Genomic DNA, 26,955 nt, shown 5'->3' on the forward strand with positions numbered 1-26,955 from the left:
TCACCTCTCCTGTGATGACTCGTGTGCCGGGGACAGCGCCTGGTCCTCCGGCGTCGTGGGGGCCGGGGCGCCGGCCGCGCGGCCCGCCCGGTGCGCGATCGATGTGATCGCGAGGCCGGTGAGGGCGAAGCAGGCGGCCAGGCCGATCCAGCCCGCCCGGCCGTTCTCGATCACCGCCCAGGTGAGGAGCGCGGGTCCCGCCGCGGAGGCGCCGCTGGTGCCCAGTTCGTAAACCGACAGGTAGTAGCCGCGGCGGTCCTCGGGGGACAGCGCGTAGGACAGCCGCCACGCGCCGACCGACTGCCAGATCTCGCCCAGGGTCAGCGCCACCGTCGCGGCGATGACCAGAGCGGTCGCCACGACGGGTCCGCCACTCGCGGAAAGGGCCACCAGCAGGCAGCAGCCGGCCAGGGTCCAGCCGGACCACTGCTGGCGGCGGGCGGCGCTGCGCAGGTCGAGGGAGCCGCGGCTGAGGCGGACCTGGAGCAGCACGACGAGCACGGTGTTGAGAACGACGACGGCGCCGATGGCCGCCGGGGGCACCTGGGTCCTGGTCGCGATCCACAGCGGGAGCGCCGCGGTGAGCAGGATGGCGTGCAGGAACAGCACGCCGTTGAGGACCGACAGGGCCAGGAACCTGGGGTCGTGCACCCGCAGCACGGAGCCGCCCGCCGGGGCTCGGGCGGCCGCGGGGCCGGCGGCCGCGCCGTTGGCGGCGGCGGGCAGCCGGGACAGCAGCGCCGCGGCGGCGAAGAACGTCAGCGCGTCGGCGAACACCAGGGTGGTGAACGCCGTACCGCTGTCCGTGGCCAGGGCGAGGGAGGCGAGCACCGCGCCCAGGCTGAACCCGACGTTGCGGACGGAGGCGATCACGGCCATGGTCCGCACTCGCGACGCCTCGCCCTCGACGGCGCCGACGATGCCCTGGACGATGGGGCCGCCGCCCCATTCCGCGATGCCGATGAGAAACGCGAGGACGAAGAAGACCTCGGGCTCGCGGGCGAGGGGATAGACGGCGAAGCAGGCGCCCCGCCACACGTACAGGGCCATGATGGCGCGCTTGCCGCCGATCCGGTCGGCCAGCCGGCCCAGCGGCACCATGCCCAGGAACCCGGCCAGCCCGGCCAGGGACAGACCGACCCCGACCTGGACGGTCGTAAGGCCCAGGACCCGGGTGAAGAAGAGGGCCGAGCCCGCGATGAACAGACCGGTGCCCAGGGAGTCGACGAACGACGCGGCGATGAGCCTGCGCGCGCTGTGGCCGGGGGGCAGCCAGGAGCGCAGCAGGGCGAGCGGCGTGCGGGACTCGCGCGGCCCGTCGGCCGCCCGCCGGGGGCTCGGCTCAGCCGTCACGGTCGGCCCCGATCCCCACGAAGCACATCAGGGCGGCCTCGGTGCCGCGGTTGTGCCAGGCGTGGCGGGTGCCGACCTGGACGACGCAGGTGCCGGGGGTGATCAATACCTCCCGGCCGTCGTCGAGTTCGAGGTGGAGCTCGCCCTGCAGACAGATCCCGTAGTCGAGAGTGTCGGTGGTGTGCAGGGGGGACCCGCCGGGTTCGAAGACATCCAGGAGGCCGGGCAGCTTCTCCTCGACCTCGGCGGCGAGCTCGTCCGGGTCGCCCGCCGGCACCGGGGTGGTGGACTGCGGCTCATAGTGGGCGAACAGCAGCCGGGTGCCGCCGGGGCCGGGGAAGAAGGGCAGGGTGACGGGCGCGGGTGTGCCGTTGCCGACCCGGGCGCCACCGTCCTCGCTGCCCCAGGCGAGGTGGAACCGCGAGCCGGGCCAGGCGCCGACGGTGACGGGCGGGACGGGGCCGTCGGCGGCGACGACGGACGTGCCGTCCTCGGTGCGGGCGGCCACGACGAGGCGGGGCTGCAGGGTCATGAGGGCTCCTCTGCCGGGGTCACGCTCACCGACGCGAAGAACTCGGTGAAGAAGCGCTCCAGTCGGTCGGTGGTGGCGGGGCCGACCACGCCCGCGATCGGGACGTCGGCGTCGGCGTACGTGATCACGTCCTTGACCGGCTCGTCGGGGGTGCGCTGCAACCAGCGCAGCACCACCGGGTCGTCGCGGAAAGGCTTCTCCCCCTCGATCCGGCAGTAGCGGGTGCCGAGGGTGTGGCCGGGCACGGCGAACCAGCCGTACCGCTCGTCGGGGCCCGGGGTCCGGGCGAGGGGCAGGGCGCCGGACCCGTCGACCATCAGCCGGACCTGGACGGAGGGCATGTGCACCCCGGTGGCCAGCTCGAAGGTGTCGACCACGTCCGCGCCGCCGACGCGTGCCCCCACCTCCAGGAAGACCAGGCCCTCGGGGGTCTGGATGCCCTCCAGGTGGAAGGGGCCGTCCTCGATGCCGACGGCGCGCAGACAGGCCAGCGCCCACTCGGTGATCCCGGGCGTGGTGTCGATCTGCACCGATCCCAGCGGCCGGCCCGCGGCGTAGCCCAGGCAGGTGCCGACGTACCGGCTCGCCTGGACGGCGACGGGGGCGCCCTTCGTCAGCAGCCCGTCGACGTGGATGATCGGCCCCTCGACGAACTCCTCGACCTCGAAGGAGTCCACGTCGACGCCGGTGGCCGCCGCCAGCGCCTCGGCCGGTCCGGGATGCGTGGAGATCCCCTCGCTGGAGGCGCCCGCGAGCGGCTTGAGGACGGTGCGTCCGCTCCAGGGCAGGGACCCGGCGCCCTGTGCGAGCGCCGTGGCCAGCGGGGAGAAGCGGGGGGCGCGGATGCCCGCCGCGGCGACCGCCGACTTCATCACGACCTTGTCGCGCGTGGGGAGCACGGCCCGTACGTCGGGGCCGTCGACCCCCAGCGCCTCCCGTACGCGGGCGGCGGGGAGCAGGTCGTACTCGGACAGGGCGACGACCAGGTCGGGCCGGGGCAGACCGGCCACGGCGGCGAGCACCTCGTCGGCGGTGTCGCCGGTGCCCGCGCGCTCGATGCGGCGGCCGCGCACGCCGTCGGGGAGGGTGGCGAGCCGGTCGGGGGCGCTCACGTAGGTGACGTCGTGGGCCTCGTGGTCGATCTGTTCGGCGTAGCGCACGAACGAGTCGGGGACGCGGTGCATGACCAGGATGTGCATGGCGTTCCCCTATCGCACCGGTGCGAGGGACGGCTCGGCGACCGACAGGCGCAGCGCTCGCTGCGCCTGGTCGAGGGCGTCCGCGCACTCCCGCGCGGTGGCGGCCACCGCTGTGGCGAGGGCGACGCGCCCGTCGATCAGGCCCTGGCGCGGCGGGGACACCACGTCGCCCGGCTCCACCAGCGTCACCAGCAGGTCGGTCCCGGCGGGCAGCCCGTCGTCGTCGAAGCCGACCGACGCGATGACGGAGTCGTTGCGCTCCGGGTAGAAGAACCGCACGCCCGCCACGCCCGCGGCCGACGGGTCCGTGTGCGGGGCGGCGCCGCAGGCGACGTCGGCCGCGGCCAGCCCCGGGTCGATGCCCGAGGCGCGCATGCCGAGGTAGGGGATCAGGTCGCCGCCCAGGCGTCCGTTGACCTCGATCAGCTTGGGGCCCTGGGGGGTGAGCTTGAGCTCGCTGTGCGTCCAGCCGTCGCTGCAGCCGAGGGCCTCGTGGATGCCGGTCAGGGTGCGCAGGAGGTCGGGGTCGCTCAGCAGCGGGTCGGCGCTGTCGACGCGGTGCCCGGTCTCCTCGAAGTACGGCGGGTAGCCCACCTCCTTGCGCCCCACGAACAACGGGGTGACACGGCCGCCTCGGACCACCGCGTCGACGCTGATCTCCGGGCCCTCCAGGTACTCCTCGACGAGCACCACCTGGTCGAAGTCGGGTGCGTGCGGGACCGGGACGTCGCGGGTGGTCTCGAACTGCCGGGAGAGCCCGGCGGCGTCGTGGACCAGGACGACGCCCTGGCTGCCGCCGGCGGCGCGCGGCTTGATCACCACCGGGTAGCCCAGCCGCTCGGCGGCGGCCAGCGCCTCCTCGCGGCTGCCGGTCAGCTCGAAGCGCGGCTGGGGCAGTCCGGCGGCGGCGAGCGCGGTACGGGTGGCGAACTTGTCCCGGCAGCGGCGGACGGCATCGGCCGCGGTGCCGGGCAGGCCGAGCTCCTCGGCGACCAGGGCCGCCTGCACGATGTGCTCCTCGTGCCAGCTCATGACGCCGGACACCGCCTCGCGGGCCGCGACCTCCCGGGCGGCCTCCAGCACGGACCGGGCGCCGGTGTCGGACACCACGGTGGAGCCGTAGAGGTAGGGCAGCTCCCAGGTGGGGGCGGCGGAGTCGATCAGATGGACCCGGTAGCGGTCGGACATCGACCGCAACAGGTACTCGCGGTAGTGCCGCAGGCCGCTGGTGATCACCAGCAGCAGCGGCTTCTCCTGGGGGTGCGTCATGGTAGGCGTCCTCGGGTCGGTGAGAGGGTCTTCGGGTGGTGCGCCGGCGCGGCCGGGATCAGGCCGCCGGGCGGGGGCCGGGCACCATGGCGTCCCGCAGGCGGTCGAGCGCTGTGCGCATCACCGGCTCCGGGTGCACGAGCGCGATCCGCAGGTGTCCGGCGCCCGGGTTGCCGCCCTCGGGCTCCTCGGCGGCGAGATAGCGGCCGGGCATCACGGACAGGGCGTGGTCGCGCCAGAGCCGGCGGGCCGTGGCCTCGTCGTCGTCGACCGGCAGCCACAGGAAGAACCCGGCCGGCGCCCTGCGGTAGCCCGGTACGGCGGCCAGCAGTTCGCCCGCGAGCTCCCAGTTGCGGGCCAGGGCCCGCCGCGCCCGCCGTACGTGGTTCTCGTCGCGCCACAGCGCGGCGGCCGCGGCGCACACGGGCGCGGGGGTCGACACGCCGCACGCCCGGTTGTAGTGCGCGTAGTCGGCCACGGTCGCCGGGTCGCCCGCGGCGAACCCGCTGCGCAGCCCCGGCGCACCGGACCGCTTGGACAGGCTGTGCAGCACGAGGAACCGGCCGGACTCCACATCGCCGCGCTCCACCAGCGACAGGAACCCGGTCGGCGGCCGTCCGAGCCAGAGGTCGGTGTAGCACTCGTCGACGACGAGCAGGGCCCCGGCGGCGGCCGCGGTCCTCGCCACGGCCCGCAGGGCGTCCTCGGGGAGGACCTCGCCGTGCGGGTTGCCGGGGCTGCACACGACGACCGCCGCGACGGGGGCGCCCGCCGCCGCGGCCGCCGCCACGGCCGCCTCCACTCCGGCGGCGGTGTCGCCGTCGGCGCGGTAGAACACCGGCCGGGCACCCGCAGCCAGGGCGGCGGCGTGGTAGGTCGGGTAGAACGGGTTCGGCATGACGACCGCCGCCGGGCCGCCCTCCGGCCGGACCCGGGCCACCGCGCGGGCCACGGCGACGGCCACGGCCTGTTTGCTGCCCGGGGTGGGCTCGACCGCCACGCGTCCGTCGGCCGGCCCCTCCCGCACCCCGAAGCGCCGTGCCAGCCACCCCTGGTAGGCGCCGCGCAGCTCGTCCGTGCCGCCCAGGCGCGGATAGCCGCTCCAGCCGTCGGCGTCGGCCAGGAGCGCGGTGTCGGGGCCGCCGCCCCCGAGGCGGGCCTCGCCCAGGTGGAGCTGGACCGGGTCGAGCCCCGGTGGCGTGGGGATGCCGTGCTGCAGGGCGCGCAGCCGGGCGAAGGCTCCGGCGAGTGGGCTCACGGTTCAGTCCCGCACCAGGTCGTTCAGCGCGGTCTTGCCCCGAGTGCGCTCGTCGGCGTACTTGACGATCACCGCGGCGTACGTGGAGAGTTCGGGCCGGTTCGGGTCGGTGCGCGCCCCGGCGACCACGACGGCGTTCTCCGGAACCTCGCCGCGCAGCACCTCGCCGCTCGCCCGGTCCACGATGGGGGTGGACGCGCCGAGGTAGACGCCCATGCCGATGACGGCTCCGCGCCGCACCCGTACGCCTTCGGCGATCTCGCTGCGCGCGCCGATGAACACGTCGTCCTCGATGACCACGGGGCTGTCGCCGATCGGTTCGAGGACGCCGCCGATACCGGCGCCGCCGGAGATGTGGCAGCGCTCGCCCACCTGGGCGCAGGAGCCGACCGTGGCCCAGGTGTCGACCATGGTTCCGGCGCCCACGTAGGCGCCGATGTTGACGAAGGACGGCATGAGTACGGCGCCCGGTGCCACGTGGGCGCCGCGGCGCACGACGGCTCCCGCGACCACCCGGATCCGCGCCTTCTCGAAGTCGGCCTCCTGCCAGTCCTCGAACTTCAGCGGCACCTTGTCGAAGGTCCTGGGCCGGCCGGGGCCGGAGTCCGCGAGCTCGTTCCGCCCGAGCGGGAAGGACAGCAGGATCAGCTTCTTGACGAAGGTGTCGGCGACCCACGCCCCGTCGACCGGGTTCGCGGCCCGCAGTTCGCCCCGGTCGAGGGCGGCCAGGCCGGCCTCGACGTGCGGGGCGAGCTCCGCGAGGTCCGCCGGTGTCAGCTCGGCGCGGCGCTCGAAGGCGCCCTCGATCAGCGCTCTGGAATCCATGCCGTTCACTCCTGTTCGCCTGTGGCGCGTGCTGTCCGGGCGGCGGGGCGGGCCGCCGCGCTCAGGACGGGGACGGGCTGCGTGCGGACGGTCGCGACGTAGTCCTCGAACCGTTCGGCGCGCCGGATCTCGACGACATCGCCGTCCGGCGTCAGCAGGAGTTCCGCGGGCCGCAGCCGCCCGTTGTAGGTGAAGCCCATCGCGTGCCCGTGGGCGCCGGTGTCGTGCACGAGCGCGATGTCGCCCACGCGGGGGTCGGGCAGCGACCGGTCGATCGCGAACTTGTCCATGTTCTCGCAGAGCGAGCCCACGACGTCGTAGCGCGACTCGGGCCGTCCCGCGGCGAAGGGCAGACTGACGTGGTGGTACGCCCCGTAGAACCCGGGGCGCATCAGCGCGGACATCGAGGCGTCGACGCCGACGATCTCCTGGCCCTTGCTGCACCGGTTGACGACCCGGGTCACCAGGACCCCGTGCGGGCCGGTGACGTACCGTCCGCACTCCATCAGGATCCTCGGTGTCGAGCGGGGGAAGCAGCGGCGGCGGGCGGCCACGATGGCGTCCGCGTACGCCGTGAAGTCGAACGGCCGGTCCTCGGGGCGGTAGGGGATCCCGAGGCCGCCGCCGACGTTGATGTAGTCGAGCGTGATGCCCACGTCCTCGGCGATCCGCGCGCCCAGCTCGATCACGTCCACCGCGGCGCGCGCCGCCCGGTCCACGTCGAGTTCGTTGGCGCAGGTCATGCCGTGGATGCCGAAGCGGGTGACCCCGCGCCGCCTGGCCTCCCGGTAGGCGTCGGCGAGTTCGGGCACCGGCACCCCGAACTTCGTCGCCTTCGCGTCACCCATGAGGCGGGAGCCGGCGGAGAGCCCGTGCGGCGAGACCCGGAAGGCGACGGTCTCCGGCAGGGTGTCGGCCCGGTCCAGCAGCGAACGGTCGTCGAAGGTGATCAATGCCCCTGTCTTCAGGGCGAGTTCGTACTCCTGCGGAGTGGTGTTGTTGGAGGTGAACACGACGTCGTCGCCACCGGCCCCGACGCTCCGCGCCAGTTCCAGCTCGACGGGCGAGGCGCAGTCGAGTCCGCTGCCCTCCGCCAGGAGCAGGGACAGGACGGCGGGGTTGGGCAGCGCCTTCACCGCGAAGTGCTGACGGTAGGGGACACCGGCGAAGGCGGCCGCCATCGCACGGTGGGTGTCGATGATTCCCCGGGCGTCGTAGAGGTGGAACGGAGTGCCGTAGACGGCCACGATCTCTTCGAGCAGCGGCCGCAGGCGCCGCTCGAACCCATCGGCTATGGGCAAGGTCTTCCCCTTCGGGGTGGGACGGACGACCGGTGGTTACGGGACCCGGGCGACGCAGACGGTGCGGTTGCGCATGCCGCTGACGGGGCGCATGTACGGGAAGTAGTAGCTCTCCACCGGGACGTAGCCCAGGTCCGAGAGGCGGTCCTGGAGGTAGCCCCTGGACAGGAACCAGAAGTCCTCGACCCGCTCGTGCGGGGCGAACGGCGCCTGGGGGTCGGCCGGCGCGTCGTTGGAGAGCACCAGGTAGGCGCCCGGCTTCGGCTTCAGGGAGGCGAGTTTGGCCAGGGCCGGGCCGATCTCCTGCTTGCTGTCGAAGAGGTGGCCGAAGAAGCCGTCCGCGTAGATGAGGTCGGCGTCGGCGACGTCGGACGGCTTCAGCGCGAAGTAGTCGGCGGCGAACGCGTCGACGCCCTTGCGCCGGGCCAGTTCGACGGCCTCCTCGTTGAAGTCGATGCCGCGCACCGTCCGGTTGAGGCCGGAGACGACCCCTTCCACGGCGGCGTTGCCGCAGCCCAGGGAGAAGACGTTCGCGCCGTCCTGCGTCAGCGAGAGCAGCTTGAGCGCCATGTGGGACCGGTACTCGGGCACGTACGTCGACGGCGTTATCGAGTCGTTGAACGCCCCGCCCTTCTCCCAGATGGCGTAGATGCTCTCCTCGCCGTCGCCCGCGGCACGCCTCGACGTGTAGTAGTCGCGCACGCGGTCGAGGTCCTGCTGAGTCTCGGTGATCATCATGTCCCGCTTTCAGGAGGCCGGGGTGGCGGCGGTGTGGAGGTGCTCTTGCGTGTACTCGACGGAGGACAGCGGCTGGCCGCGCAGCTCCTCGACGAGGAATGACAGCGGGGAAGCCGTCGCCGGACCGAAGGTCCGGTGGAGGTGGACCGCCCGGCCGGCGTCGGTGGCGAGCAGGGTGTCGGCCAGGACCCGCGCCAGCGAGCGCAGTCCGGCCAGGACGGCGCCGGGGTCGCCCTTCAGGCGCGGTGTGCCGTCCGGATCCGCTTCCAGGGCGCCCAGCTGCACGAAGTAGGACAGCTGGAGGAACATGCCGTCGCTGTCGGGGAAGTGGCCCAGTCCGCGGTCCAGGTAGCGCAGGCACTCCGCGAGGTAGTACGCGACGCAGTCCTCGGCGGCGATGCCCAGGCGCGGCGCCCATACGTCGGCCAGGATCAGGATCCCGAAGACGTCGGCGGCGACTTCCTGGAGGACCACGGAGGCCCAGCGGTCCTCGGCGTTGAGATCCTTGAAGTCAGTGGCGGCCCGGTGGACGAAGTGGCCCAGCTCGTGGCCGAGCACCCCGAGTACCGGGATGGCCGCGAAGCGCTCGTCGGCCGGGGCGAAGCGCGGTCCGGCCTCGACGTGGCGGGCGGCCAGCGGGGCCGAGACCGTCTCCAGCAGGGCCCGGTGGGTGTTGGCGAAGTAGTACGTCTTCTTGAAGGGCGAGTACTTCACGCCTTCGTCCTCGGGGAGGAAGTAGGCGATGTGCTTGGGGTGCAGGTTGCCCTCGCCGGCCATGAAGAAGAGTTCGGCCGCGCCGAAGGCCGGAAGCTCCCCCAGCCGCAGGCCGGGGTGGAGGCGGCGCAGGTAGTCGGCCGCCTCGTCCCGCAGGGCCAGGGCCCGGCCGACCAGTTCCTGACGGGCGCCGTCGGTGCGGCACGCGAAGGCCGTCGGCAGGCCGCGCACGTCCTTGCCGTACCAGGTGGAGATCTGCCCGGCGACGACGGTGAACTCCTCCTCGAGGGAGGCGAGTTCCTTCAGGATGTCGTCGTCGTAACCGTTCTGGACGGCTTCGGCGCGCAGCTCGGCCGCCCGCCGGTCGGCCTCGCCCGGCAGCTGCCCGGCGACGTCGCGCAGGGCCCCGGCGGCCGCCGACGGGTCGTTGAAGCGGCGGCGGGCCGGGATGCCGATCTCCTTGACCGTGTGCCACTCGGCCTCGACGGCGCCCTTGAGGGCGGCCAGCGCCCGGCGGAAGCCGTCGCCGAGGTCGGGGGTCGCCCCGGCGAGGTCCAGGCAGCCCAGCGCGTAGGAACCGGACGGCGGCCAGAAGGCGCTGCGGCGCGTGCGGTACGAACCGGCCCGTTCGAGGTTGACGGTGTAGTCGAAGCGGTCCGCCGTGAGCTTTTCAGACATGGAACTTCCCTTTCTGGAATCGGAATTGGAGGCCCTCGGTGCCTTCGGCTACGTGCGGTCGCGCTCCTTGTGGTCCGCCAGGACCAGCGCCGCGCCCTTCTCGCCGATCATCATGCTCGCGGCGTTGGTGTTGCCCGAGACCATGGCGGGCATGACGGACGCGTCGATGACCCGCAGGCCGTGCACGCCGTGCACGCGCAGCCGCTCGTCCACCACCGCGAGTGGGTCGTTGCCCATCCGGCAGGTGCCGACGGGGTGGTACGAGGTGTCGCCGTGCTGTCGGGCGTACGCCAGCAGCTCGTCGTCGGTGTGCACGTCGCTGCCGGGCATCAGCTCGAACGAGCGGTAGTCCTCCAGGCCCGGCCCGCCCACGATCCTCCGGCCGATGCGCATGCCCTCGATCAGCGTGGCGCGGTCGCGCTCGGAGTCCAGGAAGCGCGGTCGGATGGACGGCGCGGTCATCGGGTTGCGGGAGCGGATGTGGATGGAGCCCTTGGACTCCGGCCGCAGTGGGTACACCCCGAGCGTCATGCCGGGCTTGGTGTCCAGGCGCCTGCTCGCTCCGCCGCCGTAGCTCGCCGGAGCGAAGTGGAACTGCAGGTCGGGGCGCGTCAGTTCCGGCGTCGAGCGGACGAAGCCGTACCCCAGCGCGATGGGCAGGCTCAGCAGCCCCCGGCGCTCGCGCGCGTACCGGCCGACCTCGCGGGCCAGGGCGAGACCGCGGGAGCGCTCGTTGAAGGTGATCGGCTGCCGCACCCGCCACCGGAGCCGGGACGCGAAGTGGTCACGGAAGTTCTCGCCCACACCGGGCAGGTGGTGCACCACCGGCACCCCCACCTCGCCCAGGACCTCCGCCGAGCCGATTCCGGAGAGCTCGAGGAGCTGCGGGGACTGGACGGTCCCGGCGCTGACGATCACCTCGCGGCCGCAGCGGACCGTCCGCTCGGTGTCGCCATGGCGGAAGCTGACACCGGTGCACCGGGTGCCCTCGAAGCGCAGCCGGGTGACATGCGCCTCGGTGACCAGGGTGAGGTTCGGGCGGTTCCTGGCCTCCTTGAGATAGCCGCCGAGCGCCGATGAGCGCCGTCCGCCCTCGTGGTTGACCTGGTAGTAGCCGAAGCCCTCTTGGTCCCCGGAGTTGTAATCCGCGTTCCGCGAGTAGCCGACCTGCGCGGCCGCGTCGAGGAACGCGTCCGTCAGCTCGTCCCGGTCGCGCGGCGCCCCGACCGAGATCGGCCCGGCGTGGCCACGGCTGTCGCCCGCGAACTCGGCGGCGCGCTCCATGCTGCGGAAGTACGGCAGGACGCCCTCCCAGGACCAGCCGGGGTTGCCCAGCCGCTCCCAGTCGTCGTAGTCCTCCCGCTGGCCGCGCACGAAGATCATGCCGTTGATCGCGTTGGACCCGCCCAGGAGCCGTCCCCGGGGGATGCTCACGCTGCGGCCCTCGATCGTGGGGTCGGCGTCGGTCTCGAAGCACCAGTCGTACTTCGGGTTGCCCATCAGCACCGTCTCGGCGGCGGGGACGGTCAGCAGCGGGCTGCGCCGCTCGGCGCCCGACTCCAGCAGCAGCACCCTGATCGAGGGGTCCTCGGTGAGCCGTCCGGCCAGGATGCAGCCCGCGGCGCCCGCGCCGACGACGACGTAGTCGTAGCGGGTCATGAGCGGCCCCCCGAGATCGTCGTGCGGTGCATCAGCCGACGGTGCTTGACGTGGTCGTAGTAGGTGGCCCGGTGCATCGCGCTGCGGTTGTCCCACAGCACGATGTCGCCGGCCCGCCACTGGTGGCGGTAGGTGAACCGGGGCTGGATCGAGAACTCCTGAAGGAAGGTGATCAGGGGTGCGCTCTCGTCCTCGGACATGCCCTCGATGCGCCAGGGCACGTTGCCGCCCGCGTACAGCACCTTGCGGCCGCTCTCCTCGTGGACGCGCACCAACGGGTGGGTGACGTCGGGCCACTCGGCGCGCTCCTGCGCGGTGGGCGCGGGACGGTCGGGGTAGTTGTACGGCCGGGACCGGACCCGGCTGATGACCACCTTCAGGTCCTCGATGCGCTCCTTGACCGACGGGGGCAGGGCTTCGTACGCGGCGTACATGTTGCCGTACCAGGTGTCGCCGCCCTCCGGCGGGACCTCGCGGGCGTACAGCATGGAACCGACCGGAGGGTCCGTGAGATAGGCGCCGTCGCTGTGCCACACACGCCCGCTGTAGGCGGAGCCGATCGGCTTCCCGTCACGGGTGATGTTGGACAGGATCAGGATCTCGGGGTGCTCGTCGTGGTTGAACTGCGAGCGCGTGTAGGCGTAGACCTCGCCGAAGCGCCGGGTGAACGCGATGTGCTGCTCGGGCGTCATCTGCTGCCCGCGGAACAGCAGGATCGTGGTGTCGATCCAGGCCTGGTAGATACGGTCGAAATCGCGGTCGGAAATCGGACCGGAGACATCGATGCCACGGACTTCCGTGCCGATGCCATCGGTGATGGGGACCAGTTCAAGCATGAAAGGAGACTCCCTGGGGATTCCGTCGTGACATCAGGCGGCTCCCCGTCAGGGGAGGGACACCTGGTACTCGTCCATCCAGTTGCGCATTTCGACGAGCTGGATCAGCAGGGCGGCCTGGTTGGATCCGCCGGGCAGCTCGCCGCGCACCGCGTTGGCGCGAATCTGCTCGATCAGCCCGTTCAGCCCCTCGCCGTCGAACATCCCGGACAGCGGGGATTCCTTGTCGCCGACGATCCACGCGGCCTCGCGGATCAGGGCCTGGTCGTACACCGGGTTCTGCACGTGCGGATAGGCGCTCTTCTTGCGGCCGGCCGTGCTCGGCGGCAGGACGTCGGCCATGGCGGCCTTCAGCAGGCCCTTCACACCGCCCTGGGACTTCAGTGCCCAGGGGACGTTCCAGACGTACTCGACGAGCCGGTGGTCGCAGAACGGGACGCGCACGTCCAGCCCGTGCGCCATGCTCATCCGCTCCTTGCGGTCGAGGATCACCGACAGCGGCCCGGACAGCCCGAGGAAGAAGACCTCCCGCATCCGGGCCTCCTCGGCGCTCTCGCCGGGCAGGCGCGGCACGCGCGACAACAGCTCGCTGTAGCGGGCGCGTTCGCCCTCGGCCGCGTCGGCCGCAGTCAGCAGCTCGGGGCTGAGGAAGCGGGAGAGCTTGGGTCCGTCGCCGAGCCAGGGGAAGCCGTCGTGCCCCACGACCTCGGGCTTGAAGAAGTACGGGTACCCACCGAAGATCTCATCGGCGGCCTCTCCCGTCAGCGCGACCGTCGAACCGCGCCTGATCTGCTGGAAGATGAGGTACATCGACGCGTCGAACTGGCCCCAGCCCGGCAGGTCGCGGGCGCGCCGCGTGGCGGGGATGACGTCCAGGACGTCCTGGAGCGTGGCCGTGAGCGTGGTGTGCCGGGTGCCGATGAACTCGGCGGCCGCGGCGGCGTACGGGGCGTCGACGTCGGGCCGCAGCTCCGTGGCTACGAAGTGCGCCGGGTCGCTCTCGAACCGTACGCAGTACGAGTCCAGCTCGCGGTCCGGGTCCTCCTCGCGCAGCGCCCGCATCGCGAGGGCGGCGACGGAGGTCGAGTCGACGCCGCCGGAGAGCATCGCGCCCAGTGGCACATCCGTGACGAGCTGCCGGCGCACCGCGTCGTCGAGCAGCTCGGCCACACGCCGCGCCGTCACGTCGAAGGTGTCGTGGTGCGGCCGACTGACCAGCTCCCAGTAACGGCGGCGCGACGTGCCGGACTCCGTGAAGGTGACGACGTGGGCGGGCGGGACCTCGTACAGGTCCTTGAACGGGGTCTCTCCCGGCAGGCTCAGCCTCGGCTGCAGGACGATGGGCAGCGCGGAGAGCTCCAGGCGCGCCTCGAAGCGGGGGTTGGCGATGACGCCCTTGGGTTCGGAGGCGAAGAGGACGCCGCCCGGGTACGCGTAGTAGTAGAGGGGCTTGATGCCCATCCGGTCGCGGGCCAGGTGCAGCCGGCGGTCCCTGCCGTCCCAGACGGCGAGGCCGAAGGTGCCATCGATCCGGTCCACGAACTCCGGCCCCCACAGCAGGAATGCCTGGAGCAGGACCTCGGCAGTGGAGCGGTTCCTGAGGCGGCCGCCGGCCGCCTCGACGGCCCGCCGCAGTTCGTCCCCGTTGAAGACCTCGCCGGCGTGCGCGACATACACGACACCCCGGTCCGTCTCGGCCCGCGCGGGCCGGACGTCGTCCGGCGACCCCGAGGTGGCCAGTCCCCGGTGCCCGATGCCGGCCTGCGCGGACAGCCAGACGTCCTGGGTGTCCGGGCCACGGTGACGCAGTGCCTCCGTCATCGAGTACAGCACGTCGCCCTGGTCGCCCAGATCACGCCGGAAGTCGATCCAGCCCACCACGCCGCTCAATCACTTCACCCCTTGGGAATTCGAGGAATCCAACCGCCCGGAGCGTTCGGCACGCGAAGGCTCCGGAAAGCGTTGCATTCGGTTTGCGGAGGATTCTTTTTGCGAAGGATTCGGTTCACGAAGAAAAAGCTGCGCCCGGAATCGAGGCGCATGGGACCCACCGTGCGCAGCAATGGCGGCGCTCAGCGGATTTCGATATGTCGACGGTTTCCGTATGGCAGCTGGGACAACCGTGCCAGACCAGGCCGTCGAATGGGTTCGGCCTATCGGCGCACAAGCTGCATGGCAACTTGATGCAGGACAGAAGTAGGGCCACAAATCGGGCACAACTCCCCTGCGCGCGGGGACGTTCCGCTCACCAGCGCGCGCGGGGCAGCTCGGGGCGCGCCGGGGCGGTCCTCGGCCCGCGTGCGGGGCCCTGCCCCGGTGGACGGGGCTCGGCGCGCGGGCTGGGCGCGGGCACGATGTAGTCCAGTTCGAGCGGCTCGTCGCCGCGCCCCGTCAGGAGCCGCAGCAGGGGGCCGGCCATGGCCGTCGTGAGGACCGCCATGACGACGAAGAGCGAGTAGAGCCGCTCGTCGAGCAGTCCCGCCTGCAGGCCGATGCCCAGGGCGATGAGCTCGGTCAGCCCCCGGGTGTTCATCAGGCAGGCCAGCACCGCGGAGCCCCGGGCCGACAGCCCCTGGGACCTGGCGGCGAGCCAGGTGCCCGCGAACTTGCCGGTGATCGCCACGAAGAGGATCGCGGCCAGCTGCACCAGTCCGTCGGCGCCGATACCGGAGAGGTTCACCTTCAGGCCCGCGACGACGAAGTACACGGGCAGCAGGAGCTCGGTCGTGTACTGGGTGCGCTGCAGCAGGTCCTCGCGTACGGAGGTCCCCTTCAGACGCGGCACGACGAGCCCGAACAGGAAACCCCCCATCACGAAGTGCAGGCCCATCCACTGGGTCACCGCGGCCGAGACCAGGGCGCCGGCCAGGACGAGGGCGAGGCCGCCCGCGGACCGGGACCCCGTGGCGCTCTCCCCGGACAGGAACCGCTTGAGCAGCGGCCGTACGACCAGGAACAGCACGGCCGCGTACGGCACGACCAGCAGCACCTTCCAGTGGTGCCCGCCGCTCGCGCCGGCCAGGGCCTGGACGCCGGCGAGCGCCGTCCACGCCGCGAGGTCGCAGACCGCCGCCGTGGACAGGGCCACGGCGCCCAGCCAGGTGCCGCTCATGCCCCGGTCGGACAGGATCCGGGCCAGGACCGGGAAGGCGGTCACCGACACCGCGACCCCGATGAACAGCACGAAGGCGGTGTGGTCGGCAGGCTCGTACGTACGCAGCAAGTACGCCGCGAGCCCCAGCCCGAGCGCGAAGGGCACGAGGGTGGACCCGGCGACGACCGCCCCGGCCATCCGGCCCGAGCCCCGCAGCCGCCCGAAGTCGAGCTCCAGGCCCACGACGAACATGAACAGCACCAGGCCCAGGTTGGCCAGGGCGCCGAGGTAGGGCCGCACCTCCACCGGCAGCAGCGCGTCGGAGAGCGCGCCGCCGAAGAGGGTGGGGCCGAGCGCCACGCCGATCAGGATCTCGCCGATGACCGGCGGCTGCCCGAGCGCCCGGGCCAGCCGGCCCGCGGCCTTCGCCAGCGCGATGATCAGGGCGAGGTCGACGAGCAGGAGAGTGACCTGTCCTTCCGTCATGCCCGCTCCCCCGCCGCGGCCCGCAGCCGCGGCAGCAGCTCCTCCTCGGCCTCCTTGAGCACGAGGCAGGCCGCGGCCGTCCGGTCGGCGTCCAGGGAGCCGGTGACCTTGCCGAGCAGCAACTGGTTCCGTACGTCGGCGCTTTGGCGCACGATCGACGTGAGGAGCTCCTCGGCACGGGCGTCGTCCAGCGTGCGGCGCACGTACTCGAGGAGTCCGGCGCGCGATCCCTGGTAGAGGGAGAAGGCGTCGTGCAGCAGGAAGACGACCCGCTCCGGCGCGATCCAGGGGCAGGCGATGAGCTCCCCGACCCCGGAGAACAAGGTGAGGCCGTCCTCGTACCGGTCGAGCTGCCCGGCGAAGGCCCCGCGCGAGGCCGCCGCGGCCTGTGACGCGTCGAAGTCCTTGGTGGTGAAGTAGCGCACCCGGCGCAGCTCGTTGTTGTCGAAGCCGGCCGCGATCACTTCCTCGGGGTAGGTGTACGCGCACAGCAGGCTCGCCGGGTTGTCGTCGATGAGCGACCACCGGGCGGTGTCCTCGTCATACCCCTTGAGCACGATGGTGTGCATCAAGTGCTGGTTGGTGTACTCGGGACAGTGCGGCCAGTAGAACACGTCCCCCACCAGGATCGCGTACCCCTCCTGGGCCACCACGTCCAGCAGCAGCCCGCGCGCCTCGGCGTAGGTGTCGAAGGCGGCCTCCTCCGCGACGATCCCGATGTTCGCCAGGTCGTCGCGGTGGAGGAGCCCGCTCTCGAAGGAGTACTTGGGCCGCTGCTCCCTGACGATCTGCCGCAGGATCTCGTCGGTGCTGACCATGCACCGGTGGAGCAGCTGGTACGCCAGCGGCTCGCGCTCGGCGAGCATCACGAGCGACTGGCGCTGGGAACAATTCAGGAAAAGCCGGCTGTACAGCTCTCTGTCGTACGGATAGGTCACGTCCATCGGTTGGGGTCCCCCTCGGGGATCGGGCTAGAGCGGCCGCGTCATGAACGCGCTGTTGGGGTCTTCCTTGTAGTCCGCGAAGGGTGCGCAGTACTCGAACTCGAACTTCTCGTACAGGGCGCGGGCGGGGGCGAAGAACTCCGTCGCCCCCGTCTCGAGGCTGAGCCGGGTGTACCCCATGCGCCGGGCCTCGGAGATGACGTGGGCCAGCAGGCGCGAGGCCACCCCGCCGCGCTTGCGCGCGGGGGCGGTCCGCATCGACTTGATCTCCCCGTGCGTGGCGTCGATCCGCTTGACGGCGCCGCAGCCCACCAGCGTCCCGCCGTCCCTGGCCGCCCAGAAGGTCACCTCCGGCCCGCGCAGACCGTCGAGGTCGAGCGCGTGCTTGCTCTCCAGCGGTGTGACGGCCCTCATGTCCCGGACGTGCTCCTCCAGGAAGGCGGCGATCTCCGGCCCGGAGAGGTCGTCGACGGAAATCTGCATGGGTGTCCCCTTTCTTCGGGTTTCCCCGGACGTTGTTCAGCGGTGCCGACTCAGATTCCCTCGAGCAGCCCGCAGGCGAAAAATCCGGGTGCCGAGGAAACGGCCAGATGGGTCTCCCCAGGACGGATCCCGGTGTCGCCGTGGTGGTCGACGAGGTTGATCATCCAGTCGGAGTTCCCGCAGTGACCGTACGCGGCAAGAGTCCTGGCGAAGTGCAGGCGGTCCCGCTGCAACCCCGCGATCGTGCTGTTGAACAGCGTGATCGGCGTGTAGAGGTTGGTGGGGAACACCTTGGTGACGTCCGCGAGCCGACGGCCGCTGTCCGCGGCGACCTTGGCGAGCGCGGACTGCGCGGCCTTCTGCCGCGAGACGAACGATTCGCGGCCCAGGAGCCCTTCGTGGTCGACACGCACCGCCGAGGCGAGCAGCCGCACCAGCCCCTGGCCGCCCCGGGCGATCAGGCAGCTGGCCACCGCGTCGCCGAACAGGGCGAAGGAGCGCACGCGGTCGCTGTCGTCCGGGGTGAAGTCCAGCGAGACGAGGACGACGTTGCGCACGTCCGGATCGCGCAGCAGCAGTTCGTACCCCTGGCGCAGGGCCGTCAGGGAGCTGCAGCACTGCTGGAAGGAGAGCATCATCGGGACGCAGTCGACCAGTCCCAGCGCGTCGAGGACGCGGGTGGTGAAGTCGCCGCCGAGCGAGGCCAGTCGGCCGTCGCTGGTGGTGAAGAGGATGTGGTCGACGTCCTCGGGGGAGACGGAGCCGTCGGCCAGCGTCCGCCGCACCGCCTCGATCACGTACTCCTCGACCGGAGCCGTCATCGTCCGGAAGGTCTCGCAGCCCATGGAGGAGAAGTCGGCGTCGGATGACCTCTCGCGCCAGAGCCTTTCGAAGTCCGGTATGTCGTACGGCGTGCGCTGCTGTTCTCCCCAGATGCAGGCGAACGAGCCGATGCCGATGCCGGAGTGGTCAGTGCTCACCATGCCTCGCCTCCGCCGCACCGGGCCCGGAGGCCGTCACGGCCTCCGGGCCCGGGGAGCGCATCACGGTGGACGTCACGCCGACGCCTGCGCGAGGCCGGTCTCGTCTATCTCACGCAGTACGGACGCGATGCCGTCGATGTCGTTGAGCAGGGACACCCATTCGGGCTTGAGCTGCACGCTGTCGTTCTTGTGCTCCTTGATGTAGTTCAGCAGGAGCAGGATGATGTTCAGCGAGCCGATGCCCAGTTCGTCGCGCGTCTTCGCCTTGATGACGTCCTCGTAGGCCAGCCCCTCGGTCATGGGCTGTGTCCGGAGGTATTCCGCGAACTTCTTCCGGTATTCATCAGTGCTCATCGGCGTCGACCTTCTTGAAGGAGTGCCCGTTCAGGTTCTTGTCGTGAAGCCGGTTGTGGCCGTACTTGTCCTCGCCGGAGACCAGGACGCTGCCGTGGTAGTCGAGGCTGATGGTGTCGCCGAACTCGCTGAGGCTGTCGACGTCCTCGTACACCTTCACCGACGGCGAGACGTAGCGCGAGGCGAAGCCCAGGCGGGTGGTGTCGCTGACGTTGGGCAGGGAGCCGTGGATGCACTTGGCCAGGAAGATCACGAACTGGCCGGGCTTCATCTCCATCTCGACGACCCGCTCGTCACTGGGGTCCCAGTCCTGGTCGAGCTTGAGCTCCGCGTAGTCGTATCCGAAGAAGTCGTGGGACTTGCTCTCCACGTTGCGCGTCAGCGGCTTGCTCTCGTCGTAGTACCACCTCTTGTGGCTGCCGGGGATGTAGCGCAGGCAGCCGTTCTCCCGGCCCGCGGGGGAGAACGCGGTCCACACGGTCAGCTCCTGCGTCACCTTCTCCGTCTCCTCGGTGTACTTGAGAGAGGGAGTGGCCGAGGTGGTGGTCTCGCCGACCACGAAGGTCTCCACCTGGTGCCAGCCGGTTCCGGCCTCACCGGGCGCCTTCTTGAAGATGTTCGTCTTCCAGCACAGGACGTCGTCACCGATGAGGCTGCGGAGCTTGTGGACGATCTCCGGCCGGCCGATGTGGTCGGACAGCGTGTTGCAGTCCAGGTGCCGGTCGTAGTTGATGACCGTCGAGTTGTGGGGCTTGTTCGCGGAGGTGACCATCTCGATCATGGCCTGGTTCCACAGCAGCGGAGCCTCTTCCTCCGGGTAGAGGTCGAACGGCCCCACGAAACCGTTCTCCTCGAAGAACTCGATCTGCTCCTCGGTCAGTCCGAGGAATTCCGTCTCCATCTGAGGTTCTGTCACCTTCATGCCTTTCTGTGGTTGCCGGCTGTCAGAGCGCGGCAGCGGCCTCTGCGGACTTCAGCTTGTTCTTGCCGAGCAGCCGCGCCGCGTTCTTGTAGAAGAAGAGATCCCGGTCCGCATCGGTCATCGACTCGGGAAACGCGCCTTCCTTGTCGAGCTTCTCGACCAGGCTCTTCTGACGGCCCTGGAGCCGGAACACCGGCCAGTCCGTACCGAAGAGGATCTTGTGGTTGATCCCGCGCCGGAAGAGCGTGTTCAGTGCCGCGGTGCCGAATGCCTCGTAACCGCTGACGTCCACGTAGATGTTCGGCCGGTTGTTGCACAGCATGGCGACCTCGTCCGGGTAGTGGACGCTGCCGTGCGCGAGCACGAAGTCGATGCCGGGGAAGTCCCTGGCCGCCTTGTCGACGTAGATGGGCTGCGCGATCTCGAAGTCGAGCACGGGCGACGTCGCCCCGATGTGCGAGAGGACGGGCAGCGAGTACTGCGCGCAGATCTCGTAGTACGGGTAGAGCATGTCGTCCGAGAGCCGGTACCCGCACGGCGGGTACAGCTTCATCCCGTCGAAGCGGTAGTCGACGATCGCCTTCTCGAAGAGCGCCAGGCCGTCCGCGCCCCACCGGGGATCGACGCCCACGAAGACCCGGAAACGGCCCGGGTGGCGCTCCACGACCTTCTTGTGGTGCTCGACGAGCTCTTCGATGGTGTGCGTGCTGTCCTTGAGCGCATAGGTGAAATCGGGCAGCAGAAGGACGGACTCCGCGATGCCGGCCTCGTCCATCTGCACGACCAACTCGTCGCAGAGCGGGTCCGTCAGCGTGCCGGCGTGCATCCTCGCGACCTTTTCCCGGGTCACGGGCAGCCCGTGGCTCTCCAGGGCGACCGTCATGTTGTCGACGACACCGCCCTGGAAGGACTGCGGAAAACACATGCCCGAGGCAATGTGGCTGTGGAAATCGATGATCTTCGGAACGTCGGACACGGAAAGGCCCCTCAACTCTGCCGTACGACCTTGATGATGTCCGCGACGGATTCGGCGCGGACGAACTCCTCGACACGGCCGAAGACATCGATGCCGGTCTTCTCCTCCAGGACGAAGACAATGCTCATGAGCGTGAGCGAATCGACGCCCAAATCGCCCCGGAGGCTCATTTCCGGTGAAACTCCTTTCTTGGCTGCCTTCTGCGCGATTGTGCTCGCGATGATCCGGCAGATCTCGTCGTCGCTCACATGGCCTTTGTTCATCGTCCCGCCCGGGTGCTCTCGCCGAATATCCTGCGCGTGACCGCGCCCCTGTCGACCTTGAAGTTCCTTGTCAGCAGACCGCTTTCCACCGTCAGTTCGGACGCGGGTCTGAAGACGACGTCCGAGATCCTGCGGGCGGCTTCCTGCTGTTTGTTCGACTCGTTGACGTACGCCTCGACCTCGGCCGTGCGCTCGGGCGACTGCCAGTCGTCGAGCCAGACGACACAGGTCAGCAGCCCGTCCCCGTCGGGTGACAGGACCATCGCCCGGTCGGCGCGGCAGCCCTTCTCCACGGCGAGTTCGAGTTCCTCGGGGTTGATCTTGACCCCGCTGCGCGTGATGATCACGTTCTTCTTCCGGCCGACCAGGCGCAGGAACCCCGCCTCGTCGAACCGGCCCAGGTCCCCGGTCGCCACCCGCTCTCCGGGCAGGAAGACCGCGTCCTGGGTCTCCGTCCCCTCGAAGACGTAGCCGAGGCACTGCGGACGGTCCGTGCGCACCACGACCTCGCCGTCGTCGGCGACCTCGACCTCGATCCCGTCGACCGGCCGGCCCGCGCTGCCCACCTTGCTGCGCCCCGGCAGGTTGAGGGCGATCCAGCCGATCTCGGTGCTCCCGTACACCTCGTGGAGGGGGGCTCCGAGCAACTGGAACAGCCGGACCGTGCGCGGCGGCACCGGTGCGGATCCGGTGAGCATCAGCCGTACCCGGGAGCCGTACATGCCCATCCACTTCGCGCCCAGGCGCCTCCGCAGACCCCGGCTGGCCCGGCCCGGCGCCACGGTGTCGAGCACGGTGGCCAGCAACACCGGCAGCCTTTCCTTCAGCCCGGCGGAGTCGACCCGGTTGCAGGCGACCTCGAAGAACGAAGGGGGACCGAGAATGATGGTCGGCTCGAAGTCCTTGAGCTTCTGGAACATCCGCTCCGGCGCCACGACGGTCGCGTCGGCTCCGTACCGAACGGCCAGGTACATCAGGTAGCGCTGCTGGAAGTTGGAGAACGGCATGACGATCAGGAGGTTGTCACGCCCGTCCACCCGCCATGCCTCGCCGGATGTCCGGATGGTGTTCTCGACGCCCTTCTTGGACATCATCAGGCCCTTCTTGCTGCCCGACGTGCCCGAGGAGAAGGCGATGGAGAAGACGTCGTCCGGCAGGGCCAGCGGCGGACGGCCGCCGTCCCCGGATTCCGGCCCGCTCCCGGACCGCGTTCTCCTCTCGAGCCTCAGCGGCCGGTCCTCCAGCCGCGCGATGCCCTGCGGAAGGCCGGATTCGCCTGCCGGCGCCCGGGTCACCAGGACGGCCGAGAGCCCGTATTTCCCGGCCAGTTCGTCCACTGTCGCCGCGTCCGTCCGGCGCTCCAGCGGCAGCGCCACGGAGACGCACTCCAGCCCCAGCAGAGCGAGGTCGGCGACAACCCACTCGTATGAGTTCGGCCCGGCGAGGCCCACGAGGTCCCCGGCCCCGATACCGCAGTCGCGCAGCTCGGACATGAGCCGTACGACGTCATCGTGGACTTCCGGGAACGTTTTGGTGACCGTTCTCCCGTCGATGGCGAAGAATTGCATCCGGCGATCCGCATGCTTGGCCAGGTTTTTATAAAGTTCGTTGATCGGCAAAGTAATCCTCGGTTCGTTCGCAGGACTCCAGGAACTGGAAACGACGAGCGAACGCAGGCTCACCCCCAGCCGGTATCGCTTTGGGCCGCCGAGATCGTCGCCGTGGCCACATGCCGCGGCTCGGCCGCGGTCATGTGCTCGCCCATCGCGATGACCAAGAAAACCGCGAACCCGACGCTGGAAAACTTGCCAAATCGCTTCACTTTCCCCGCTCCCCGCACTGACCCTGGTGCAACTTCCACGGCGCCGGAACTCCGCTTCATTGCGAAGGCGGTGCTCAGCTCTGCCATGACGGTGCCAGTAACGGGGCCGGGAATGCGTCGGCACGGCTGAGCATCATGCTGCATGGCAGCTTGATGCCCGAGGGAAGAAGAGGGCAAAAAGGATCATTCTTCCGCTCTTGGGGTGGAGAGCCGAAGGAGGACGGCAGGGAGCGAGGGCGCTACTCGGACTGCTCCTGCGATGCGAGCAGGTACCCGGCCTGGAAACGGCTCTCGGCGTTGAGCACCGCCATGAGCTCGGCGACGTGGCGCCGGCAGGTGCGGACCGACATGCCCAGGCGCCGTGCGACGGCCTCGTCGGTCAGGCCCGTGGTGAGCAGCCGGACAATGGTTTCCTTCAGGGCGTCCGCGATCTCGGGCTGCGGGTCGCAGTCGACGACGAAGGGCTCCGCCGTCAGCCACAGCCGCTCGTACGCCTCGACCATGAAGGCCACGACGTAGGGGTCCCGGACGAGCGCGGCACCGTTCGGGTTGCCGGGTGTGGCGAACATCGCGCACTCCCGGTCGAAGATCAGGAACCGCATGAACCGGTCGTCCAGTGTGCGTACTTCGGCGCCGAGGCGAGTCACCTGCTCGACGTAGGAATGGGTGCCGCGGCTCGACCGCGCGGTGTGCTGGTAGAGGATGCGCATCTCCACCCCCCTGCGGAGCGTCTCGTAGTCGCGCGGCGCCGCTTCCACGAGCACGTCCTCCCGGCGCCCGCCGCCGGGCTGAGCGGTGAGGATCTCCGAACTGCAGCTCGCCGACAACTCGGCGATGGCGGTGCGGACCTCCGCGAGACTCTCGATGAGCTCGACCTGCCGGCGCTGCCCGCTGACGCTGTGGCTCGCCTCGAAGAGCGGTGCGAACGACATGAGCCTCCGCCGCGCCTCCTCGGCCTGCGCTCGCCGGGTGCGTATCTCGAACTCCAGCGGACCGAGCACCCGGCTGACCGCTTCCTCCGGCGACACCGCCACGATGCCGCGCCCCGGCCGGTCCCGCAGGAGGCCCATGTCGGTCAGCTCGGCGAAGGCCGCCCGGGTGTCGAGGACGGAGAGGTCGAGCTGTGCGGCCGCGGCCTCGACGTCGACGACGTCATCGAGTGGAAGGGTCAGCGCGTAGCCGTACACCCCCTGCAGTACCTCGTCGCTGATCAAAGGCTGCGGAATGCGGGACTTGGTCTTCATACACAACTTTCTCGTTCCGTGGCAGCTAGCTGCCGTGCAGCTTCCGTCCAGGGATGATAAGAGCTCAATGACCCCATCGGACAGAACTTGTCCGGAAGGCGGACGACAGGATTCAGTCGCCATTGCCACAGGTCACAGAGGTGCTGGAGCCTGACGCGGTGGCGTTGGGCCGGGGTCGCGGGGTGGGCGGCGCCGTCTCCCCCGTCCCGGGACGCCCGGGACCGGGCCGGGGAAGGGTGTCCGGCCGTCCTGCCGGAAGCGTCGGCGCGGCCGGATTCCGCGCCCGGCCGTCCCGGCTGTGACGACGGGGCGTCCCTGGGACGGAGAACGTTGGCGGGACGCCCCCGGGGCCTCCTAGCGTCTGTCGGCGTCGGCCGGTTGCGGACCGACGTCCTTCGCTTCAGGAGAACTCCCCATGCTCAAGCTCTCGAACGTCAAGCGCGCCGCCGTGGTCGCAGCCTCCGCCGGTCTGGCGCTGGTCGCGCTGGGCGGCACGGCCAGCGCCCACCCGACGGACAGCGTCATCGCCTACGGCGACCGCGGAATCGGCGTCAAGTGCGTCCAGCTGGCGCTGAACGCCTCCAACGTGCACCCCGGCCTGGACCCGGACGGCGTCTGGGGCAAGCGCACCGAGGACGCCGTGCGGAAGTTCCAGCAGATGAACACCGACCAGTGGGGCGGGAAGCTCGACGTGGACGGCGTCGTCGGCACCAACACCGGCCACCAGCTGATGGAGCTGATCGTCCACAACGAGCACGACTGGGGCAACACGTGCTGGGCGAACATGCCCTCCTAGCGGCCGGACCACCCGCGGCCCGGCGGGGCACCTGCCACGAGCGGCCGCCCCGCCTCCTCCCCTGCCTCCACAAAAAGGACTTCAGCATGACTTCGGGCGATCAGCCGCACCTTCATCCGCACCGTCGGGCCGTGCTCACCGGCGCGCTCGCGATCGGCGCGGCGACGGTGCTGCCGCTGGCCACGGCGATGCGGGCGCGCGCCGCGGACGGGCCCGCGATCCTGGACTGCGCGACCTGGGGCGCCCGGCCGTCGAGCAGTCCCCTCAAGATCCTCACCACACCGCCCCAGAAGATCATCGTCCACCACACGGCGACCCCGAACACCACGGACTACTCGCGGACGGCGGCCTTCTCGCTGGCGCACATCATGCAGAACGACCAGATGGACGTGCGCCACTGGATCGACACCGGCCAGAACTTCACGATCAGCCGGGGCGCCGTCGTCATGGAGGGCCGGCACAACAGCCTGGCGACGCTCCAGGGCGGTACGCACATGGTGGAGTCGGCGCACTGCACCGGCCAGAACACCGTCGCGATCGGCATCGAGAACGAGGGCACGTACAGCACGGTGGAGCCGCGCGACGTCCACTACGCGACCCTGGTCGACCTCTGCACGTACATATGCCGCCAGTACGGCCTGGCCGCTTACCAGATCTACGGGCACCGGGACTTCAACAACACCGAGTGCCCCGGCGACCGCCTCTACGCCATGCTGCCCAAGCTGCGCGCGGACGTGGCGGCCCGCATCGGCGGCGACCCGACGGGGCCGGTATGGCCGATGATGAGCACCGGCGCCACGGGGGAGTCGGTGCGCACCCTCCAGTACCTGCTGCGGCAACACGGCGCGACCCTGACCGCGGACGGCTCCTACGGGCCGGCCACCGAGGCCGCGGTGCGCGACTTCCAGAAGTTCGTCAACGCCGGCCAGGACGGCGTCGCCGGCAACCAGACCTGGCACGGGCTCGTCGGCCCGGCCCGGAACGGCGATTCCGGCGAGGCGGTCAAGGCCGTGCAGAGCCAACTCACGGCGCACGGCATCCCCACCGACGTGGACGGCGCTTTCGGCCCCGGCACCCAGGCCGGTGTGACCAGGTTCCAGAGCACCCGGTCGCTGCCCGCCGACGGTGTGGTGGACACCCGTACCTGGAGCCGGCTGGTCGTCTGACGGGCGGTCGGTCCGCTACCGCTGAAACGTTTTCCCACCCCACCTCGTCCCACCTTTCGATTTCCGCTTCAGTGAGGAACCTTCATGAGACGCATCCCGGCCCTGGTCGCCGCGATGTTCGCCGCGCTTCTCGCGGCACTGCTCGCCGCCCCCGCCGCCCAGGCCGCGAGCTGGCCCACCGTGCACAACGGTGACAGGGGCGACAGCGTGACCACCGTCCAGTACCTGCTGGCCGCCCACGGCTACGAGACCGGCGCCGACGGCGCCTTCGGTCCCGGCACCGAGGACAAGGTCAAGGGCTTCCAGGGCGCGAACGGCCTGACCCCGGTGGACGGCATCGTCGGCCCCGACACCTGGTCCAAGCTGATCGTCACCGTCCGCCAGGGCGACAAGGGCGACGCCGTCAAGGCGCTCCAGGTCCAGCTGAACGCCCACGGCGGCGGGCTCGCCGTGGACGGCGCCTTCGGCGCCGGCACCGACTCCAAGGTGCGGGGCTTCCAGCAGGCCAAGGGGCTGAACCCGGTCGACGGCATCGTCGGCCCGGCCACCTGGGCCGCCCTGCTCTCCGGTGGCGGCAGCACCGGTGGCGACACCGGCAGCGGGAACCTGAGCCAGTCGCAGGCCGCCTCGATGCTCTCGGCCGCCGGGATCACCTGGTCCTCCTCGGGCGACTGCGCCAACCGCGACAGCAGCAGCTGCACCTCCTTCGACGGCCTCCGCCGCGCCTCCGCGGACGGCGCCGTCGCGCTCAAGCGGGCGGTCGGCAGCTGCCCCCTGAACATCACCGGCGGCACCGAGACGGGCCACGCCAGTGGTACGTACAGCCACGGCAACGGCTACAAGCTCGACTTCGGCATGGTGGGCTGCCTCAGCAGCTACATCACCGGCACGTTCACGCACAGCGGTACGCGCGGTGACGGCGCCGCCCTGTACACGGCTCCCTCGGGCAACATCTACGCCAACGAGGGCAGCCACTGGGACGTGACCTTCATGAACTGACCTCCACCGAGGCGGGATCGCTCCGCCACGGCGAAGGGGCACGGCACAGGGGAGGGGAGCA

At 70.7% G+C, this 26,955-nt stretch carries 26 protein-coding genes; 3 read left to right on the forward strand and 23 right to left on the reverse strand.

Annotated features, from left to right (window positions below):
- The 23 genes from DXZ73_RS09940 to DXZ73_RS10045 form a co-directional block, all read right to left on the reverse strand.
- A complete protein-coding gene (locus DXZ73_RS09940) occupies positions 1 to 1,353 on the reverse strand; it encodes an MFS transporter (protein ID WP_116210645.1) in 1,353 nt (450 codons plus the stop codon).
- Positions 1,343 to 1,885: a cupin domain-containing protein gene (locus DXZ73_RS09945; protein ID WP_116210646.1), complete on the reverse strand. Its 543-nt coding sequence runs from the start codon at positions 1,883 to 1,885 to the stop codon at positions 1,343 to 1,345. Before DXZ73_RS09945 ends, DXZ73_RS09940 begins: the two co-directional genes overlap by 11 nt.
- The gene (locus DXZ73_RS09950) at positions 1,882 to 3,084 is read right to left on the reverse strand and encodes an ATP-grasp domain-containing protein (protein WP_240351287.1); all 1,203 of its coding nucleotides are present in this window, start codon (positions 3,082 to 3,084) and stop codon (positions 1,882 to 1,884) included. The genes DXZ73_RS09945 and DXZ73_RS09950 overlap by 4 nt, the downstream gene beginning before the upstream one ends.
- Before the next feature lie 9 nt (positions 3,085 to 3,093).
- Entirely contained in the window at positions 3,094 to 4,353 is a 1,260-nt protein-coding gene (locus tag DXZ73_RS09955; protein WP_116210647.1) for an ATP-grasp domain-containing protein, read from the reverse strand.
- Positions 4,354 to 4,411: 58 nt separating this feature from the next.
- Positions 4,412 to 5,611 carry an aminotransferase class I/II-fold pyridoxal phosphate-dependent enzyme gene (locus tag DXZ73_RS09960; RefSeq protein WP_116210648.1) on the reverse strand — a complete coding sequence of 400 codons (1,200 nt, stop codon included), beginning with the start codon at positions 5,609 to 5,611 and terminating at the stop codon, positions 4,412 to 4,414.
- 3 nt (positions 5,612 to 5,614) lie between these two features.
- On the reverse strand, positions 5,615 to 6,436 hold the full coding sequence (locus DXZ73_RS09965) for a 2,3,4,5-tetrahydropyridine-2,6-dicarboxylate N-succinyltransferase (protein WP_116210649.1): 822 nt from the start codon (positions 6,434 to 6,436) through the stop codon (positions 5,615 to 5,617).
- Between the two features lie 5 nt (positions 6,437 to 6,441).
- Positions 6,442 to 7,737 carry a diaminopimelate decarboxylase gene (locus tag DXZ73_RS09970; RefSeq protein ID WP_116210650.1) on the reverse strand — a complete coding sequence of 432 codons (1,296 nt, stop codon included), beginning with the start codon at positions 7,735 to 7,737 and terminating at the stop codon, positions 6,442 to 6,444.
- Positions 7,738 to 7,773: 36 nt separating this feature from the next.
- Entirely contained in the window at positions 7,774 to 8,475 is a 702-nt protein-coding gene (locus DXZ73_RS09975) for a class I SAM-dependent methyltransferase (protein WP_205519146.1), read from the reverse strand.
- A 9-nt stretch (positions 8,476 to 8,484) separates the two neighbouring features.
- Entirely contained in the window at positions 8,485 to 9,867 is a 1,383-nt protein-coding gene (locus DXZ73_RS09980; RefSeq protein ID WP_116210651.1) for a hypothetical protein, read from the reverse strand.
- 48 nt (positions 9,868 to 9,915) lie between these two features.
- The gene (locus tag DXZ73_RS09985; protein ID WP_116210652.1) at positions 9,916 to 11,526 is read right to left on the reverse strand and encodes a GMC family oxidoreductase; all 1,611 of its coding nucleotides are present in this window, start codon (positions 11,524 to 11,526) and stop codon (positions 9,916 to 9,918) included.
- Positions 11,523 to 12,362 (reverse strand): TauD/TfdA dioxygenase family protein, encoded by an 840-nt coding sequence (locus DXZ73_RS09990; RefSeq protein WP_116210653.1) that lies wholly within the window; start codon positions 12,360 to 12,362, stop codon positions 11,523 to 11,525. Before DXZ73_RS09990 ends, DXZ73_RS09985 begins: the two co-directional genes overlap by 4 nt.
- Positions 12,363 to 12,410: 48 nt before the next feature.
- Complete coding sequence (gene asnB / locus DXZ73_RS09995; RefSeq protein ID WP_240351716.1) at positions 12,411 to 14,243, reverse strand: asparagine synthase (glutamine-hydrolyzing); 1,833 nt, start codon at positions 14,241 to 14,243, stop codon at positions 12,411 to 12,413.
- 364 nt (positions 14,244 to 14,607) lie between these two features.
- Positions 14,608 to 15,942, reverse strand: a complete 1,335-nt coding sequence (locus DXZ73_RS10000) for a cation:proton antiporter (protein WP_116210655.1) — start codon at positions 15,940 to 15,942, stop codon at positions 14,608 to 14,610.
- Positions 15,939 to 16,886: a hypothetical protein gene (locus DXZ73_RS10005; protein ID WP_116210656.1), complete on the reverse strand. Its 948-nt coding sequence runs from the start codon at positions 16,884 to 16,886 to the stop codon at positions 15,939 to 15,941. The genes DXZ73_RS10000 and DXZ73_RS10005 overlap by 4 nt, the downstream gene beginning before the upstream one ends.
- A gap of 27 nt (positions 16,887 to 16,913) precedes the next feature.
- The gene (locus DXZ73_RS10010; RefSeq protein WP_116210657.1) at positions 16,914 to 17,369 is read right to left on the reverse strand and encodes a GNAT family N-acetyltransferase; all 456 of its coding nucleotides are present in this window, start codon (positions 17,367 to 17,369) and stop codon (positions 16,914 to 16,916) included.
- A 50-nt stretch (positions 17,370 to 17,419) separates the two neighbouring features.
- Positions 17,420 to 18,352: a hypothetical protein gene (locus DXZ73_RS10015; RefSeq protein ID WP_116210658.1), complete on the reverse strand. Its 933-nt coding sequence runs from the start codon at positions 18,350 to 18,352 to the stop codon at positions 17,420 to 17,422.
- Between the two features lie 72 nt (positions 18,353 to 18,424).
- The gene (locus tag DXZ73_RS10020) at positions 18,425 to 18,706 is read right to left on the reverse strand and encodes a hypothetical protein (protein WP_116210659.1); all 282 of its coding nucleotides are present in this window, start codon (positions 18,704 to 18,706) and stop codon (positions 18,425 to 18,427) included.
- Entirely contained in the window at positions 18,696 to 19,622 is a 927-nt protein-coding gene (locus DXZ73_RS10025) for a chlorinating enzyme (RefSeq protein WP_162890133.1), read from the reverse strand. Before DXZ73_RS10025 ends, DXZ73_RS10020 begins: the two co-directional genes overlap by 11 nt.
- Before the next feature lie 28 nt (positions 19,623 to 19,650).
- Positions 19,651 to 20,604 carry an amidohydrolase family protein gene (locus tag DXZ73_RS10030; RefSeq protein ID WP_116210661.1) on the reverse strand — a complete coding sequence of 318 codons (954 nt, stop codon included), beginning with the start codon at positions 20,602 to 20,604 and terminating at the stop codon, positions 19,651 to 19,653.
- A gap of 11 nt (positions 20,605 to 20,615) precedes the next feature.
- Positions 20,616 to 20,852 (reverse strand): acyl carrier protein, encoded by a 237-nt coding sequence (locus tag DXZ73_RS10035; protein WP_162890134.1) that lies wholly within the window; start codon positions 20,850 to 20,852, stop codon positions 20,616 to 20,618.
- 11 nt (positions 20,853 to 20,863) lie between these two features.
- Positions 20,864 to 22,549 carry an AMP-binding protein gene (locus DXZ73_RS10040; RefSeq protein WP_275898575.1) on the reverse strand — a complete coding sequence of 562 codons (1,686 nt, stop codon included), beginning with the start codon at positions 22,547 to 22,549 and terminating at the stop codon, positions 20,864 to 20,866.
- The gene (locus tag DXZ73_RS38045; RefSeq protein ID WP_162890135.1) at positions 22,546 to 22,776 is read right to left on the reverse strand and encodes a hypothetical protein; all 231 of its coding nucleotides are present in this window, start codon (positions 22,774 to 22,776) and stop codon (positions 22,546 to 22,548) included. The genes DXZ73_RS10040 and DXZ73_RS38045 overlap by 4 nt, the downstream gene beginning before the upstream one ends.
- Before the next feature lie 152 nt (positions 22,777 to 22,928).
- Entirely contained in the window at positions 22,929 to 23,933 is a 1,005-nt protein-coding gene (locus DXZ73_RS10045) for a LuxR C-terminal-related transcriptional regulator (protein ID WP_240351288.1), read from the reverse strand.
- A 415-nt stretch (positions 23,934 to 24,348) separates the two neighbouring features.
- On the opposite strand from DXZ73_RS10045, the gene DXZ73_RS10050 reads away from it, so the two are divergent.
- The 3 genes from DXZ73_RS10050 to DXZ73_RS40565 all read left to right on the forward strand — a co-directional run bounded on the left by DXZ73_RS10050 (position 24,349) and on the right by DXZ73_RS40565 (position 26,894).
- Positions 24,349 to 24,729: a peptidoglycan-binding domain-containing protein gene (locus tag DXZ73_RS10050; RefSeq protein WP_116210664.1), complete on the forward strand. Its 381-nt coding sequence runs from the start codon at positions 24,349 to 24,351 to the stop codon at positions 24,727 to 24,729.
- An 86-nt stretch (positions 24,730 to 24,815) separates the two neighbouring features.
- Positions 24,816 to 25,895 carry a peptidoglycan recognition protein family protein gene (locus tag DXZ73_RS10055; protein ID WP_116210665.1) on the forward strand — a complete coding sequence of 360 codons (1,080 nt, stop codon included), beginning with the start codon at positions 24,816 to 24,818 and terminating at the stop codon, positions 25,893 to 25,895.
- A gap of 84 nt (positions 25,896 to 25,979) precedes the next feature.
- Complete coding sequence (locus DXZ73_RS40565) at positions 25,980 to 26,894, forward strand: peptidoglycan-binding domain-containing protein (protein ID WP_116210666.1); 915 nt, start codon at positions 25,980 to 25,982, stop codon at positions 26,892 to 26,894.
- The last annotated feature ends 61 nt before the right edge of the window (positions 26,895 to 26,955 follow it).

Origin of the sequence: Streptoverticillium olivoreticuli subsp. olivoreticuli (assembly GCF_003391135.1) — a bacterium.
Classification (GTDB): domain Bacteria; phylum Actinomycetota; class Actinomycetes; order Streptomycetales; family Streptomycetaceae; genus Streptomyces; species Streptomyces blastmyceticus.